The organism is Streptomyces sp. enrichment culture (assembly GCF_964273145.1).
Taxonomy (GTDB): Bacteria; Actinomycetota; Actinomycetes; order Streptomycetales; family Streptomycetaceae; genus Streptomyces.
This window is the reverse complement of the sequence record NZ_OZ186873.1, coordinates 1,709,206-1,723,821: the sequence shown is the minus strand read 5'-3', so window position 1 is coordinate 1,723,821 and position 14,616 is coordinate 1,709,206. Positions and strand designations below refer to the sequence as shown.

Annotated in this window: 13 protein-coding genes; 8 read left to right on the top strand and 5 right to left on the bottom strand. The window is 73.9% G+C overall.

The window, feature by feature from the left end:
- The first annotated feature begins 234 nt into the window (after nucleotides 1–234).
- On the top strand, nucleotides 235–3,513 hold the full coding sequence (locus tag ACSU6Z_RS07815) for a BTAD domain-containing putative transcriptional regulator (RefSeq protein WP_437044158.1): 3,279 nt from the start codon (nucleotides 235–237) through the stop codon (nucleotides 3,511–3,513).
- A 4-nt stretch (nucleotides 3,514–3,517) separates the two neighbouring features.
- Here ACSU6Z_RS07815 and ACSU6Z_RS07810 read toward each other — a convergent pair whose 3' ends face one another.
- The 3 genes from ACSU6Z_RS07810 to panB form a co-directional block, all read right to left on the bottom strand.
- Nucleotides 3,518–4,336 carry an ABC transporter permease gene (locus ACSU6Z_RS07810; protein ID WP_437044156.1) on the bottom strand — a complete coding sequence of 273 codons (819 nt, stop codon included), beginning with the start codon at nucleotides 4,334–4,336 and terminating at the stop codon, nucleotides 3,518–3,520.
- Nucleotides 4,333–5,358 (bottom strand): ATP-binding cassette domain-containing protein, encoded by a 1,026-nt coding sequence (locus tag ACSU6Z_RS07805; RefSeq protein ID WP_437044154.1) that lies wholly within the window; start codon nucleotides 5,356–5,358, stop codon nucleotides 4,333–4,335. The genes ACSU6Z_RS07810 and ACSU6Z_RS07805 overlap by 4 nt, the downstream gene beginning before the upstream one ends.
- Before the next feature lie 141 nt (nucleotides 5,359–5,499).
- A complete protein-coding gene (gene panB / locus ACSU6Z_RS07800; protein WP_437044152.1) occupies nucleotides 5,500–6,366 on the bottom strand; it encodes a 3-methyl-2-oxobutanoate hydroxymethyltransferase in 867 nt (288 codons plus the stop codon).
- A 302-nt stretch (nucleotides 6,367–6,668) separates the two neighbouring features.
- Between panB and ACSU6Z_RS07795 the strand changes: the two genes are divergently transcribed.
- The 4 genes from ACSU6Z_RS07795 to ACSU6Z_RS07780 all read left to right on the top strand — a co-directional run bounded on the left by ACSU6Z_RS07795 (nucleotide 6,669) and on the right by ACSU6Z_RS07780 (nucleotide 10,260).
- Complete coding sequence (locus ACSU6Z_RS07795) at nucleotides 6,669–7,721, top strand: endonuclease/exonuclease/phosphatase family protein (protein WP_437044150.1); 1,053 nt, start codon at nucleotides 6,669–6,671, stop codon at nucleotides 7,719–7,721.
- Between the two features lie 135 nt (nucleotides 7,722–7,856).
- Nucleotides 7,857–9,071: an MFS transporter gene (locus ACSU6Z_RS07790; RefSeq protein WP_437044148.1), complete on the top strand. Its 1,215-nt coding sequence runs from the start codon at nucleotides 7,857–7,859 to the stop codon at nucleotides 9,069–9,071.
- A gap of 110 nt (nucleotides 9,072–9,181) precedes the next feature.
- Nucleotides 9,182–10,057: a helix-turn-helix domain-containing protein gene (locus tag ACSU6Z_RS07785; protein WP_437044146.1), complete on the top strand. Its 876-nt coding sequence runs from the start codon at nucleotides 9,182–9,184 to the stop codon at nucleotides 10,055–10,057.
- A complete protein-coding gene (locus tag ACSU6Z_RS07780; protein ID WP_437044144.1) occupies nucleotides 10,054–10,260 on the top strand; it encodes a DUF397 domain-containing protein in 207 nt (68 codons plus the stop codon). Before ACSU6Z_RS07785 ends, ACSU6Z_RS07780 begins: the two co-directional genes overlap by 4 nt.
- Before the next feature lie 129 nt (nucleotides 10,261–10,389).
- Here ACSU6Z_RS07780 and ACSU6Z_RS07775 read toward each other — a convergent pair whose 3' ends face one another.
- Nucleotides 10,390–10,611: a hypothetical protein gene (locus ACSU6Z_RS07775; protein WP_437044141.1), complete on the bottom strand. Its 222-nt coding sequence runs from the start codon at nucleotides 10,609–10,611 to the stop codon at nucleotides 10,390–10,392.
- A gap of 171 nt (nucleotides 10,612–10,782) precedes the next feature.
- On the opposite strand from ACSU6Z_RS07775, the gene ACSU6Z_RS07770 reads away from it, so the two are divergent.
- Nucleotides 10,783–11,400 carry a TetR/AcrR family transcriptional regulator gene (locus ACSU6Z_RS07770; protein ID WP_437044139.1) on the top strand — a complete coding sequence of 206 codons (618 nt, stop codon included), beginning with the start codon at nucleotides 10,783–10,785 and terminating at the stop codon, nucleotides 11,398–11,400.
- Between the two features lie 140 nt (nucleotides 11,401–11,540).
- On the opposite strand, the gene glnA is transcribed toward ACSU6Z_RS07770, so the two are convergent.
- Complete coding sequence (gene glnA / locus ACSU6Z_RS07765; RefSeq protein WP_437044137.1) at nucleotides 11,541–12,902, bottom strand: type I glutamate--ammonia ligase; 1,362 nt, start codon at nucleotides 12,900–12,902, stop codon at nucleotides 11,541–11,543.
- Nucleotides 12,903–13,272: 370 nt separating this feature from the next.
- Between glnA and ACSU6Z_RS07760 the strand changes: the two genes are divergently transcribed.
- Together ACSU6Z_RS07760 and ACSU6Z_RS07755 are read left to right on the top strand one after the other, a co-directional pair.
- On the top strand, nucleotides 13,273–13,944 hold the full coding sequence (locus tag ACSU6Z_RS07760; RefSeq protein WP_437044135.1) for a DUF3105 domain-containing protein: 672 nt from the start codon (nucleotides 13,273–13,275) through the stop codon (nucleotides 13,942–13,944).
- The gene (locus ACSU6Z_RS07755; protein WP_437044133.1) at nucleotides 13,941–14,561 is read left to right on the top strand and encodes a DUF305 domain-containing protein; all 621 of its coding nucleotides are present in this window, start codon (nucleotides 13,941–13,943) and stop codon (nucleotides 14,559–14,561) included. Before ACSU6Z_RS07760 ends, ACSU6Z_RS07755 begins: the two co-directional genes overlap by 4 nt.
- The last annotated feature ends 55 nt before the right edge of the window (nucleotides 14,562–14,616 follow it).

Below are 14,616 nucleotides of genomic sequence, written 5' to 3'. Positions count from 1 at the left end.
TACGCCCCCGGCTCACGGGGAGCGGGCCCGCCCCGGCACCGGCCGCCCGCGCCCGCACCGCCGCGGCCCGGCGGATCGCCGGCCGGACCGGGCAGGGACCGCCGGGCCGGGCACCGGCCCGGCGCGTTCGGCGGGGGACGCCGTCCCGGCCGGCGACCGCCCCCTCGCCCTCGGCCCCTCCCGGTCCGCGCGCGTGGGAAACCCGCGCGCGGTGCCGGGGCGTCCCCGGACACAATGGACCCCGTGCGCTACCGCGTCCTCGGCACCACCCAGGCACTCCGCCCCGACGGCACCGCCGTCCCGGTCGGCGGGGCGCGGCTGCGCGCCCTGCTGACCGTGCTCGCCCTGCGGCCCGGCCGGGCCGTGCCGGCGGGCCTGCTGGTGGAGGAGGTGTGGGGCGACGACCCGCCCGCCGACGCGACCGGGGCCCTCCAGGCGCTGGTCGGGCGGCTGCGCCGGACGCTCGGCGCGGACGCGGTCGCCTCCGCCGGCGGCGGCTACCGGCTCACCGCCGCCCCCGACGACGTCGACCTGCACCGCTTCGAGCGGCTGACCGGCGAGGGCCTGCGCGCCCTGGCCGACGGCGATGCCGCCAAGGCGGCCGAACGGCTCGACGACGCCCTCGCCCTGTGGCGGGACCCCGCCCTGGCCGACCTGCCCGGCCGCACCGCCGAGGCGGCCCGCTGGGAGGTCCGGCACCTGGACGCGCTGCGCGCCCGCCACACCGCCGCGCTCGCCCTCGGCCACGCCGAGCGGGCCCTGCCCGAGCTGACCGCCCTGTGCGACGCCCACCCCCTGGACGAACCCCTCCAGGCCCTGCGGCTGCGCGCCCTGCGCGCCACCGGCCGCGCCGCCGAGGCGCTGGCCGCCTACGAGGACGTACGGCGGCTGCTCGCGGACCGGCTCGGCACCGACCCGGGCTCCGAGCTGCGGGCCCTGCACGGCGAACTGCTCCAGCCGGACCCCGCGCCCGCGCCCGCCGCCCCGCGCGGCCGGGCCGCCCGCCCGCCCGGCAACCTCCCCGCCCGCCTGACCTCCTTCGTCGGCCGGGACGCCGACATCGAGACGATCCGGGCCGACCTCGCCACCACCCGCCTCGTCACCCTGCTCGGGCCCGGCGGCTCCGGCAAGACCCGCCTGTCGCAGGAGGCCGCCGAGGCGGCGGGGGAGGTGGCCCGGGACGGCGCGTGGCTGGCCGAGCTGGCGCCGGTCGACGACCCGGACGCCGTCCCCGAGGCCGTCCTGACCGCCGTCGGCGCCCGCGAGACCGTGCTGTACGGCGCCGGCGCCGAGGAGATACGGGTCGCCACCGACCGGGGCGGCGACCCCGTCGACCGCCTCGTCGAGCACTGCGGCCGGCGCCGCATGCTGATCGTCCTGGACAACTGCGAGCACGTCGTCGAGGCCGCCGCCCGCCTCGCCGAGGAGCTGCTCGCCCGCTGCCCGCACCTCACCGTCCTGGCCACCAGCCGCGAACCCCTGGGCGTGCCGGGGGAGTTGCTGCGTCCGGTGGAGCCGCTGCCCGAACCGGCGGCGCTGAGGCTCCTGGCCGACCGGGGCGCCGCCGCCCGCCCCGGCTTCCGCGTCGAGGACGACCCCGGCGCCTGCGCCGAGATCTGCCGCCGCCTGGACGGCCTGCCCCTGGCCATCGAACTGGCCGCCGCCCGCCTGCGCCTGCTGACACCCCGTCAGATAGCCGACCGGCTCGACGACCGCTTCCGGCTGCTGACCAACGGCAGCCGCACCGTGCTGCCCCGCCAGCAGACCCTGCGCGCGGTCGTCGACTGGTCCTGGGACCTGCTCGACGAGGACGAACGCGAGGTGCTGAGCCGCCTGTCGGTCTTCGCGGGCGGCTGCGGCCTCGACGCCGCCGAGGCCGTGTGCGGGCCCGCCGCGCTGGAGGCCCTCGGCTCCCTCGTCGACAAGTCGCTGGTGGTGGCCGCCCCCTCGGACGACGGCGGGATGCGCTACCGCCTCCTGGAGACGGTCGCCGAGTACGCGGCCGAACGCCTCGACGAGACCGGTGGGCGCGCGCACGCCGAACGCGCCCACCTGACGTACTACCGCGAACTCGCCCGCACCACCGATCCGCTGCTGCGCGGTCCGCGGCAGCTCGCCGCCATCGGGCGGCTGGAGCGGGAGTACGAGAACCTGCGCACCGCCCTGCGCCGCGCCGTCGCCGCGCGCGACGAGCAGGAGGCGCTGTGCCTGGTGCTGTCCCTCGCCTGGTACTGGCAGATGCGCGACCTGCGGATCGAGGCCCGCACCTGGTGCAGCGAGGTCATGGCGCTCGGCCCGGACCCGTTCGCCGAGCCGGTCCGCCCCGCCGCCCCGGTGTGGGAGCGGTGCACGGCCGCGCCGCCCCCGATGACCGGGGAGGTCCTCGCCGAGGCCCGCCGCGGGGTGCACCTGGCCCACCTGGCCTGCATGGACACCGAACTGGACGCCTGGCAGAACCCGCGGGCCCAGGAGAAGCTCCGGCGCATCACCCGCACCTACGAACCCGGCCTGCCGCAGACCTGCCGCAGCCCCGGCGTGCTCTGGTACTACGCCGTGATGCTCACCGGCGACATGACCCGGCTGCGCACCGTCATGGACGCCTCCGTCCGCACCTGCCGCGAGACGCCCGGCTTCGAGTGGGAGCTGGCCGGGGTGCTCCAGATGCGCGCCAACTTCCTGGCCAACCGCGCCGACTGGGCGGGCGACGCCGCCCGCGACGCCGACGAGTCGCTGGAGATCTTCCGGCGGCTCGGCGACGCCTGGGGCACCGCGGAGGCCCTCGCCGCCCGCGCCGAGGCCCACGAACACAAGGGCGAGTACACCCGTGCCGCCGCCGACTACGAGGCCGCCGTCGAACACGCCGAGCGGCTCGGCGCCCGCGCCCAGGTGGACGTCCTCGGCGCCCGGCTCGGCAGCGCGCTGCTGGAGGCGGGGGAGGGCGAGCGCGGGGAGCGCGTGCTGCGCGAGGTGATCGACCGCTCCGACGGCAGCCCGTACAGCGGGGCGATGCCCGCCGCGCGGCTGTTCCTCGCCGGGTGGCTCGGCACGACCGGCCGCACCGCCGAGGCGGGCGAGCAACTGAGGCTGCTGCGTGAGCAGTTCACCATCACCCACTTCGTCGTCTTCGACGCGCTCATCCTCGCGATGGAGTCCTGGGTGGGCGCCCTGGAGGGGCGGTACGAGGAGGCGCTGGAGAAGGCCAGGCAGGCGCTGGCACGGGCCGAGGACCCGCTGGCCGCGGCCGTCGCGCCGCACATGCGCGCCTCCTACCTGGTCGTCGCCGCGCTGTCGCTGGCCGGCGCCGACGGCGGACACCGGGCCCGGGACGCCGCCCGCTGCCTGGGCGCAGCCCGCGCGATGCTGCCGCCCGGCCACGTCGAGTCGTGCCGGGAGCGGCACTCGAGGGAACTGGCCGCGGACCGGGCCCGTGCCGTGCTGGGCCCTGAGGCGTACGAGGCCGCGTACGCCGAGGGCGGCACCCTGTCCCCGGAACAGGCCGCCGCCCTGGTGTGACCCGTCAGCTCTTGGTGCGGAACTTGTGGATCGCGACCGGCGCCATCACCGCCGTGATCGCCACCGACCAGCCCAGGGTCACCCACAGGTCGTGCGCGACCGGGCCGCCCACCATCAGCCCGCGGGCGGCGTCCGCCAGCGTGGACAGCGGGTTGTAGTCGGTGAAGGCCTGCAGCCAGCCCGGCATCGACGCCGTCGGGGCGAAGATCGACGAGCCGAACTGCAGCGGGAACAGCACCAGGAAGCCCATCGCCTGCACGGACTGGGCGTTCTTCAGGATCACGCCCAGCGTGAGGAAGACCCACATGATGGACGAGGCGAACACCGCGGACAGCCCCACGGCGGCGAACAGCCCGGCCCAGCTCTCGATGTCGAAGCCCACCAGCACGGAGACGATCATCAGCACGGTGGTGGCGAACAGCATCCGCCCCAGTTCCACCGAGACCTTCGCGAACAGCACCGAGCCCCGCCCGATGGGCAGCGACCGGAACCGGTCCATGACACCGGAGTTGAAGTCCTGGCTGAAACCGGTGCCGACGCCCTGGGACAGCGTCATGCTCATCATCGCGATCATGCCGGGGATCACGTACTGCACGTAGCCGTCCTGCCCGCCGCCCAGCGCCTGCCCGATCGAGCCGCCGAAGACGTACACGAACAAGAGCGTGAAGACGACCGGCATCAGCAGCGCGTCGAACATCGACTCCGGGTCCTGCCGGATCCACAGCAGGTTGCGGCGGATCAGCGCGCCGGTGTGGCGCAGGTGCCCGCGCAGGGGGATCCGGGCGTCGGCCGCCTGGGCGGCGTTCACGGTGATGGTGCTCACGCGGGGACCTCCTCGCGGCCGGCGGCGGGCGCGGGGTCCTGCGGGGCACTGGCGCGGTGGCCGGTGAGGGACAGGAACACCTCGTCCAGGCTGGGCAGTTCGGTGGTGATGGAGGCGAGCGTGATGCCGCGCGCGGTGACCGCGCCGACCACGGCGGTGAGCTGCTCGTCGCTGAGGATCGGCACCAGCACCGAACCGCGCTCGGCGTCCACGGTGGGGGAGGCGAGCCCGGTGACGCCCAGCTCGTCCAGGAAACCGGCCAGCGGGCGCAGCTGCAGCGGGTCGGCGGGGCGGACCCGCAGGGTGCGGCCGCCCACCTTGGCCTTCAGCTCCTCGATGCCGCCGCCCGCGATGACCTTGCCGCGGTCCACCACGGTCAGCTCGGAGGCGAGCTGCTCGGCCTCCTCCATGTACTGGGTGGTGAGCAGCACGGTGACGCCGTCGCCGACCATGCGCTCGACCTCCTCCCACACCTCGTTGCGGGTGCGCGGGTCCAGGCCGGTGGTGGGCTCGTCCAGGTAGAGCACGGCCGGGCGGCCGATCATGGAGGCGGCCAGGTCCAGGCGCCGGCGCATGCCGCCGGAGTACGTGGAGGCGGGCCGCTTGGCCGCCTCGGTGAGCGAGAACCGCTCCAGCAGCTCGTCGGCGCGCGCCCGCGCCGCCTTGCGGGGCAGGTCCAGCAGCCGCCCGATCATGTAGAGGTTCTCCCAGCCGGGGAGCTTCTCGTCCACGGAGGCGTACTGCCCGGTGAGACCGATGACCCGCCGGAGCTGCCGGGGCTGCCGCACGACGTCGTAGCCGGCGACCGTGGCCCGCCCGGCGTCGGGGGCGATGAGGGTGGACAGGATGCGCACGAGGGTGGTCTTGCCGGCGCCGTTGGGACCGAGCACGCCCATCACGGTGCCCTCGCGGACGTCCAGGTCGACGCCGTCCAGTGCCCTGGTCTCGCCGTAGTGCTTGACCAGCCCCCGCACGGTGACCGCGCTGCCCGCGGCCGGGGGTTTGCCGTCGATTCGCTTCATGCCCACGACGGTGTCAGCCACCGCCGACAGACCGCCGACAGACCGCCGACAGCCGCCCGCGGCCACCGACGGCCCGCCGGCACACCGGGGCCCCGCCGACGGGGGAGGATCGGCGGGGCCCCGGCGTCGTACCGCGATGGCTCAGTGGACGGAGTGCTCCTCCTGCGGGAACGTTCCGCCGACGACGTCCTCGGCGAACGCCTTCGCCGCGTCGCCCATCACCCGGCGCAGGTCGGCGTACTGCTTCACGAACTTCGGCACCCGGCCGCCGGTCAGCCCGAGCATGTCGGTCCACACCAGCACCTGCGCGTCCGTCCCCGGCCCCGCCCCGATGCCGACGGTCGGGATGTGCAGGGTCCGCGTCACCTCGGCCGCGAGCTCGGCCGGCACCAGCTCCAGCACCACGGCGAAGGCACCGGCGTCCTGCACGGCCTTGGCGTCCCGCAGCAGTTGCTGGGCCGCCTCCTCGCCGCGCCCCTGGACGCGGTAGCCCATGGCGTTGACGGACTGCGGGGTGAGCCCGATGTGGGCCATCACCGGGATGCCGGACTCCACCAGCAGTTCGATCTGCGGGTGCGAGCGCTCGCCGCCCTCCAGCTTCACGGCGCCGACGCCCGCCTCCTTCACCAGCCGGGTCGCCGAGCGCAGCGCCTGCACCGGCCCCTCCTGGTACGAGCCGAACGGCAGGTCGGCGACGATCAGGGCACGCCCGGTGCCCCGCACGACGGCCGCCGACAGCATGGTCATCTCGTCGAGGGTGACGGGCACGGTGGTGTCGTACCCGAGGTGGCAGTTGCCCGCCGAGTCGCCGACGAGGACGACCGGGATGCCGGCCTCGTCGAACACGGACGCGGTCATCGCGTCGTAGGCGGTGAGCATCGGCCACTTCTCGCCGCGCTCCTTGGCGGCGGCGATGTCGCGGACGGTGATGCGGCGGGTGCCCTTGCCCCCGTACAGCGCCTTGCTGCCGTCGGCGGACTTGTTCCGGGCAGCCGAAAGCTGCGTCATTGCAACGGCTCCTTCACGTCATCTCGAGGCGCCCTGACGGCGTCCCCGGATCCCTTCCATGGTGGCACCTCGTGCCGGCGAGGACCAGGGCACCCCCGGCGCGAACCGGCGGCCCGCTCCTCGAATGTGCGCGTTTCGTCACAAGCACCGCACGTCGTACCGTCCGCTGCAACTCCGCGCACCGGCATCCACGTCCTCCTGACCGTACGGCCGTCACGGACGGCGGGAACGGAGCCGATCATCCCCTAGGGTCTTGTGGCACGGGGGGCGACGGTGTGCACGGCAGGCAGTGAGGCGACGGTATGGCGCAGCAGGCGTACATGACGGAGACGGACAACGGCGGCTCGGGGCCCGAGCACCGGGGCCCCCGGATTCGGCGCCTGTTCGACCGGTTGGCCAGGGGCTGGAGGGGCGACCGCCGGATCTGGCGCCGCGGCCTGTTCACCGCCGCCGTGGCCGTCCTCCTCGCGGTCGTCATGGCGGCGCACGCCCACATCCCGAACGCCGTCGGCAACCTCGGCAGCCTCACGGAGACCTTCCTGCCGTGGCTGGGCCTGATGGTCCCCGTCCTCCTGGCGGTCGCCCTGCTGCGCCGCTCGGCGACGGCGCTGATCGCGGTCCTGCTCCCGGCGGTCGTGTGGCTGAACCTTTTCGGCGGCCTGTTCGCCGACAAGACCGCCGCCGGCGGCGACCTGACGGTGGCCACGCACAACGTCAACGCCGGCAACGCGGACCCCGCCGGCACCGCCCGGGCCGTGGCCGCCTCCGGCGCGGACGTGCTCGCCCTGGAGGAGCTGAAGGCGTCCGCGGTTCCCACCTACGAGGGCGCGCTGGCGTCGACGTACCGCTACCACGCGGTCGTCGGCACGGTCGGGCTGTGGAGCAAGTACCCGATGAGCGACGTCGGCGCCGTCGACATCCGCCTGGGCTGGAAGCGCGCGATGCGGGCCACGGTGGCCACCCCCGCCGGGCCGGTCGCCGTCTACGTCGCCCACCTCCCCTCCGTCCGGGTGAAGCTGGAGGCCGGCTTCACCGCCCGGCAGCGGGACAAGAGCGCCAACGCGCTGGGCGAGGCCATCGCCGACGAGCCGCTCGACAGGAAGATCCTCCTGGGCGACCTCAACGGCACCATGAACGACCGCGCGCTGAACGCCATCACCTCCCAGCTGCGTTCCACGCAGGGCGCGGCCGGCGACGGCTTCGGCTTCAGCTGGCCGGCGGCGTTCCCGATGGCCCGCATCGACCAGATCCTCGTCACGGGCGTCGAGCCGCAGACCAGCTGGACCCTGCCGGCCACCGGCAGCGACCACCTCCCGGTCGCCGCCCGTGTGAAGGTCGACACATCCGCGTCCTGAAACCCCAGGTCACCCCGTATCCGGTAGCCCACGGCAACCGCCCCGTAACCTCGCGGAATACTCGGCCTGAGACGCTTTGTTCCGTACGGGAACATACGAACGTACGGACCCCGCTCTCGAAAGGCACGACCCTTCATGCCCCTGGCCCTGCTCGCCCTTGCCGTGGGCGCCTTCGGCATCGGCACGACCGAGTTCGTGATGATGGGCCTGCTGCCCGACGTCGCGGACGACCTGGACATCTCGATCCCCGCCGCCGGCCACCTGGTCTCGGCGTACGCGCTGGGCGTCGTCATCGGCGCCCCGCTGCTCGCGGCGGTCACCGCCCGGATGTCCCGCCGTACCGTCCTCATCGGCCTGATGGCCCTCTTCGTGGCGGGCAACGCCCTGTCGGCCGTCGCGCCCGGCAACGGCGCCCTGCTGGCCGCCCGCTTCGTCAGCGGCCTGCCGCACGGCGCCTTCTTCGGCGTCGGCGCCGTGGTCGCCACCGGCATGGTGGCCCCCGAACGCAAGGCCCGCTCCGTCTCCCTGATGTTCCTCGGCCTGACGGTCGCCAACATCGTCGGCGTGCCCGCGGCCACCGCCATGGGCCAGCACCTCGGCTGGCGGGCGACCTTCCTCGGCGTCAGCGCGATCGGCCTGGTGGCGATCGCCTCCCTCGCCCTCCTCGTCCCCCACGACCGCGCCCACGCCCCCGCCACGGGCCTGCGCGGCGAACTGGCCGCCCTGCGCTCCCTGCCCGTCTGGCTGGCCCTCGGCACCACCGTCGCGGGCTTCGGCGCGCTCTTCTCGGCCTACAGCTACATCACGCCGATGCTCACGGACACCGCCGGGTACGCCGACACCAGCGTCACCCTGCTGCTGGCCCTGTTCGGCGTGGGCGCCACCGCGGGCAACCTGCTGGGCGGCCGCCTCGCCGACCACTCCCTGCGGGTCACGCTCTTCGGCGGCCTGCTGTCCCTGGCCGCGGTCCTGGCCCTCTTCCCCGTGCTGATGCGCACACCGGTCACGGCGGCGCTGGCGGTCGCCCTGCTCGGCATGGCCGCCTTCGTCACCGGCTCCCCGCTCCAGCTGATGGTCATGGAGAAGGCCGCCGCGGCCCCCTCCCTGGCCTCCTCCGCCAACCAGGCCGCGTTCAACCTGGCCAACGCCGGCGGCGCCTGGATCGGCGGCCTCGCCCTGGCGGCCGGCTTCGGCGTCACCTCCCCCGCCCTGGCCGGCGCCGCCCTCGCGGTCCTCGGCCTCGCGGTGGCCGCCCTCGCGTACGCCGTCGACCGGCGGGCCCCGCGGGCCGGGCGGGAACGCGTGGTCGCCGGGCACGTCCCGGAGTCCCCGCAGACCGCGCGCCGCTGACGCCTCACCCTTCGGGGTACCGGACCGGGCCATCCCGCCACGCGGGGTGGCCCGTCCTTCTACCGTGAGGCGGGTCCTGACACGGCGGGTACGGCGGAGAGGGGGCCGGGATGACGGCCGAGGCGGAGACGGAACGGCCCGGGGCCGAGGCGGACGAGCCGGGCTGGGAGGTGGACCCGGACGACGAGTGGGCCCTGGCCGTCGTCGCCACGGTGGGACGGCAACTGAAACTGCGCCGGGAGGCGGCGGGGATGCGCGCCGGCGAGTTCGGGGCGGCGGTCGGGTACGGGGAGGACCTCGTCTACAAGATCGAGGGCGGCAGGCGCATCCCCCGCCCCGAGTACCTGGAGAGGGCCGACGAGGTACTGGGCGCGGGCGGGCTGCTCGCGGCGATGAAGGAGGACGTGGCGAAGGTCCGGTACCCGAAGAAGGTGCGGGACCTGGCCGAGCTGGAGTCCCGGGCGGTGGAGCTCCTCTCGTACGGCAGCCACAACTTGCACGGGCTCTTGCAGACGGAGGAGTACGCGCGAGCGCTCCTGAGCACGCGGCGGCCGACCCTGTCGGCGGACGAACTGGAGCGGGCGGTCGCCGCCCGGATGGCCCGCAAGGCGGTCTTCGACCGCGTTCCCGCTCCGGAACTCAGTTTTGTCCAGGAAGAGGTGACCCTCAGACGCCCCGTCGGGGGCAGGATGGTGCTGCGCAGGCAACTCGAACACCTTCTGCACGTCGCACGTCTGCGGCACGTCGAAGTCCAGGTGATGCCGACGTCCCGCGGGGACCACCCGGGAACGGGAGGGCGGATCCAGGTGCTGAAGTTCGGGGACGGCACGGCGGTCGGCCGGGCCGATGACGAGTTCGGCAACCGCCCGGTCTCCGATCCCCGTCAGCTGAGGATCCTGGAACTTCGTTATGGCATCATCCGGGCCGAGGCCCTGACCGCCCGTGAGTCACTGGCCTTCATCGAACAAATGCTGGGGGAGACATGAACCGCACGGCCGCCGACGCCGCCGATCTGACCTGGTTCAAGAGCAGCTACAGCGACAGCAGTAATCCCAGCGACTGCGTCGAGGTCGCCACGACCCCCGGCGCCGCCGTCCACGTCCGCGACTCCAAGCGCCCCGACGGTCCCCGCCTCACCCTCACCCCCGCCGCATGGGCAGACTTCGTCGCGATGACCGCGCAGCACTGACCGCCCCGGTCACGGCACGAGCACGACCCGCCCGAACACCTCGCCCGCCCACCGGCTCACGGCCTCCCGCCGCTTCGCCGCCTACACGGTCGAGGCGTTCCGCGCCGCCCCGGGCGCCGATCCGGCCCGTCAGCCGCCGCGTCCGGCCGTCCTCGCCGCACGGTGGGCCCAGGCCGCGACGGCCGTGCCGATCGCCACGGCCAGGACGTAGACCGTGACGCCGACCGCGAACCCGCCCGGCAGCCGGCCGAACAGGCCGGCGTCGTCACGGTCGACGAGCAGGCGGATCGCCCCTTGCCCGCCGAGGGCGAGAAGGACCACACCGAGACCCTCGAGAAGGCCGTACTTCATGCGATGCCCTTCGGTCCCGCGACGTCGCCACCGTGCGGAAACGGCACGGCGGAGAACGCCCGCACCCCTGCGCTGCGGCCGACGCCGACACGGTTACAGTGCACTTGCACTGTAAAGCGGGGGAAGCGCCGTTCGCAATGCAGGTGCATGGTGAAAGGTGGAGGAGGCGCCGTGCCGAAGATCGTGGACCACGAGGAACGCAGGAGACACCTGGTCGAGGCCGTCTGGTCGCTCACGGTCCGGGGCGGCCTGGAGCAGGTGACCCTGCGCAAGGTGGCCGACGAGGCGGGCGTCTCGATGGGGCATGTGCAGCACTACTACCCCTCGATGCAGGCCTTGGTCCGCGACGCGCTCGACCGGGCCGTCCGAGCCGTGAACACGAACATCGAGAACGCCGTCAAGGCGGCCGACACCACGAGCCCGGAAACCGTGCTCCGCACCTGCCTCCATGCCCTGATCAGCCCTGACGAGGAGAGCATGCGGCTCATGCGGTTCTCCCTGGCGGCGGCGGGACGGGCCGTCTCCGACCCGACGATGGCCGGGGTCCTGGCCCCGGGCGATGACGAACTGCTCTCCTTCACCGCCGGACTCATCACCGCGGCCCGGCAGGAGCGCGGCGGCGAGCTTCACGGTGAGGAGCACACCGACGCCGACATCTGCTGGTCGCTCGCTACCAGCCTCGGAGTGGACATCGCCCTCGGACACCGCTCCCCGCAAGCCGCCGGACGCACGCTCGACCACCACATCGACCGGATCCTGGGGCCGGACCGGAGCGGGGCGACGGCCTGAGGCGGCGGACACACTCGGCTTCGGGCCGCCGAGCCCCGAGTGGCTCCCGCAGCGGCCGGCACGGACCGTCGGAGCAGCGACCGCGACCGCGGCCGTGAACGAGAACGGGGCCGGCGGACCGCGCCGCCGACCCCGCCCGCCTACAGCACCGGCAGGTTCTTGCGCCGTTCGAAGGCGGTGACCTCGGAGCGGTACTCGTGCCACTCGGCGCGCTTGTTGCGCAGGAAGAAGTCGAAGACGTGCTCGCCGAGGGTCTCGGCGACCAGGTCGCTGCGCTCCATCAGGGTCAGGGCCTCGCCGAGGTTCTGGGGGAGCGGCTCGATGCCCAGGGCGCGGCGCTCGGCGTCGGACAGGGCCCACACGTCGTCCTCGGCGCCCGGCGGGAGCTCGTAGCCCTCCTCGATGCCCTTGAGGCCGGCGGCCAGCAGGACGGCGTAGGACAGGTACGGGTTGGCGCCGGAGTCCAGGGAGCGGACCTCGACGCGGGCCGAGCCGGTCTTGCCCGGCTTGTACATGGGCACGCGGACCAGGGCCGAGCGGTTGTTGTGGCCCCAGCAGATGTACGAGGGGGCCTCGCCGCCCGCGCCGGCGGTGCGCTCGGAGCCGCCCCAGATGCGCTTGTAGGAGTTCACCCACTGGTTGGTGACGGCGGAGATCTCGGCGGCGTGCCGCAGCAGGCCCGCGATGAAGGAGCGGCCCACCTTGGAGAGCTGGTACTCGGCGCCCGACTCGTAGAAGGCGTTGCGGTCGCCCTCGAAGAGGGACAGGTGGGTGTGCATGCCGCTGCCGGGGTGCTCGGAGAACGGCTTCGGCATGAAGGTGGCCTGGACGCCCTGCTCCAGCGCCACCTGCTTCATGACCAGGCGGAACGTCATGATGTTGTCGGCGGTGGAGAGCGCGTCCGCGTAGCGCAGGTCGATCTCCTGCTGGCCGGGGGCGCCCTCGTGGTGGGAGAACTCCACCGAGATGCCCATGGACTCCAGCATGGTGATCGCCTGGCGGCGGAAGTCCATGCCGATGTTCTGCGGGGTGTGGTCGAAGTAGCCCGAGTTGTCGGCGGGGGTCGGCACCGAGCCGTCGACCGGCTTGTCCTTCAGCAGGAAGAACTCGATCTCGGGGTGGGTGTAGAAGGTGAAGCCCTGGTCCGAGGCGCGGGCCAGGGCCCGCTTGAGGACGTAGCGCGGGTCGGCGAAGGACGGGGAGCCGTCCGGCATGAGGATGTCGCAGAACATGCGGGCCGTGCCCGGCGCCTCGGCCCGCCACGGCAGGACCTGGAAGGTGGACGGGTCCGGCTTGGCGATCATGTCGGACTCGTAGACGCGGGCGAAGCCCTCGATCGCGGAGCCGTCGAAGCCGATGCCCTCGTCGAAGGCCTGCTCCAGTTCGGCCGGGGCCACGGCGACGGACTTGAGGAAGCCCAGCACGTCCGTGAACCACAGGCGTACGAACCGGATGTCGCGCTCCTCCAGTGTCCGGAGCACGAACTCCTGTTGCTTGTCCATCTTCCGCTTCCCATCCTTGCTGGTCAGGCCGCCTGTCCGGTACCGCGGGAGGCGGTCGGGCACCTGGGCATCCCACCACACGGCCGTTTCGCGCGCGTTGCGGACCTCGATCGGTCGGCCGACTCCGGTCTGAACACCGAGCCGGCGGCCGTGCTCGTGGCGGATGTCCCGCTCTGCCGCCATCTTGCCTGCTCGGGCCGGCAACCGTAATGGCCGGGGCGCCCCCCGGCAGCGTAGAGGCAGGCGTGCGATCGGGCCATTCCCGGGTTCCGCCCGCGTCGGATCCCACGCGGACCCTACGCCAGACCCCTCCGGGCCCCTTACGATCAGCGGACTCACCGGTCTCCCCGTTCCCGGAAGGGCACACCCCATGGGTTCCGCCAAGAACAGCAGCACCGCGACGCGCAAGGCGCGAATAGAGGAGATGCAGCGTGCCGAGCGGGCGCGCGAGCGCCGGAACCGGACGCTCGCCGTCGTGACCGCCGCCGTGGTCGCCGCCGGGCTCGTCGCCGGCGGGGTCTTCCTGGTCCGGTCGCAGTCCGACGACCCCGGCCCCGGCGGCGCGGCGGCCGACGGCAAGGCCGCGGGCCGCTTCGTCACCGGCGAGGACGGCGTGCGCAAGTGGGAGGGCACGCTCTCCCGCAACCACGTCGCCAAGAAGGTGGCCTACCCGGCCGAGCCCCCGGTCGGCGGCGACCACAACCAGGTCTGGATGAACTGCGACGGCGACGTCTACACCGAGGCCCTCCCCCGCGAGAACGCCGTGCACTCGCTGGAGCACGGCGCGGTCTGGGTGACGTACACCGACCGGGCGCCCGAGGCGGACGTCGAGGCGCTGGCGGCCAAGGTGAGGAAGACGCCGTACTCGCTGATGAGCCCCGACGACGAGCAGAAGGACCCGATCATGCTCACCGCGTGGGGGCACCAGCGCACGGTGACGGGCGCGAGCGACCCGGCCGTCGACGCGTTCTTCGAGAAGTTCGTCCAGGGCGAGCAGACGCCCGAGCCGGGCGCCCCCTGCACCGGCGGGCTGTCGCGGTGAGGCACGCCGGGTGGATCGCGGGCGCCGCGGCGGCGGTGCTCGTCGCGGCCGGCGCGCTCACCTACGCGGTCGCCGGGGACGACGGCGCCGCGCGCGTGCCCGCCGCCGACTCGGCGGACGCCGGGTTCGCGCGGGACATGGCGGTGCACCACCAGCAGGCCGTGGAGATGTCGTACATCGTGCGGGACCGCACCGGGGACGAGGAGGTGCGGCGCCTCGCCTACGACATCGCCCAGACGCAGGCCAACCAGCGGGGCATGCTGCTGGGCTGGCTCGACCTGTGGGGGCTGCCGAAGGTGTCCTCCGGCCCGCCCATGGCGTGGATGGGGATGGGCGGGGCCGGCGCCGGGGAGGACGGAGCGCTGATGCCGGGGATGGCCACGGACGCCGAGATGGAGCGGCTGGCCGCGCTCGACGGGAAGGCGGCGGAGGTGTACTACCTCCAGCTGATGACCGCGCACCACCGGGGCGGCGTCCACATGGCCGAGGCCTGCGCCGCCCGGTGCGCGGTGGGCGCGGAGAAGCGACTCGCGCAGGGCATGGTGGACGGGCAGGGGTCGGAGATCAAGCTGATGGCGCGGATGCTTCGGGAGCGGGGCGCCCGCCCGGCGCCGTGAGCGCGCGGCGCCCGCCGTGCGGATCCGCATCCGCAGGACATCGCGTCGCTTTGAC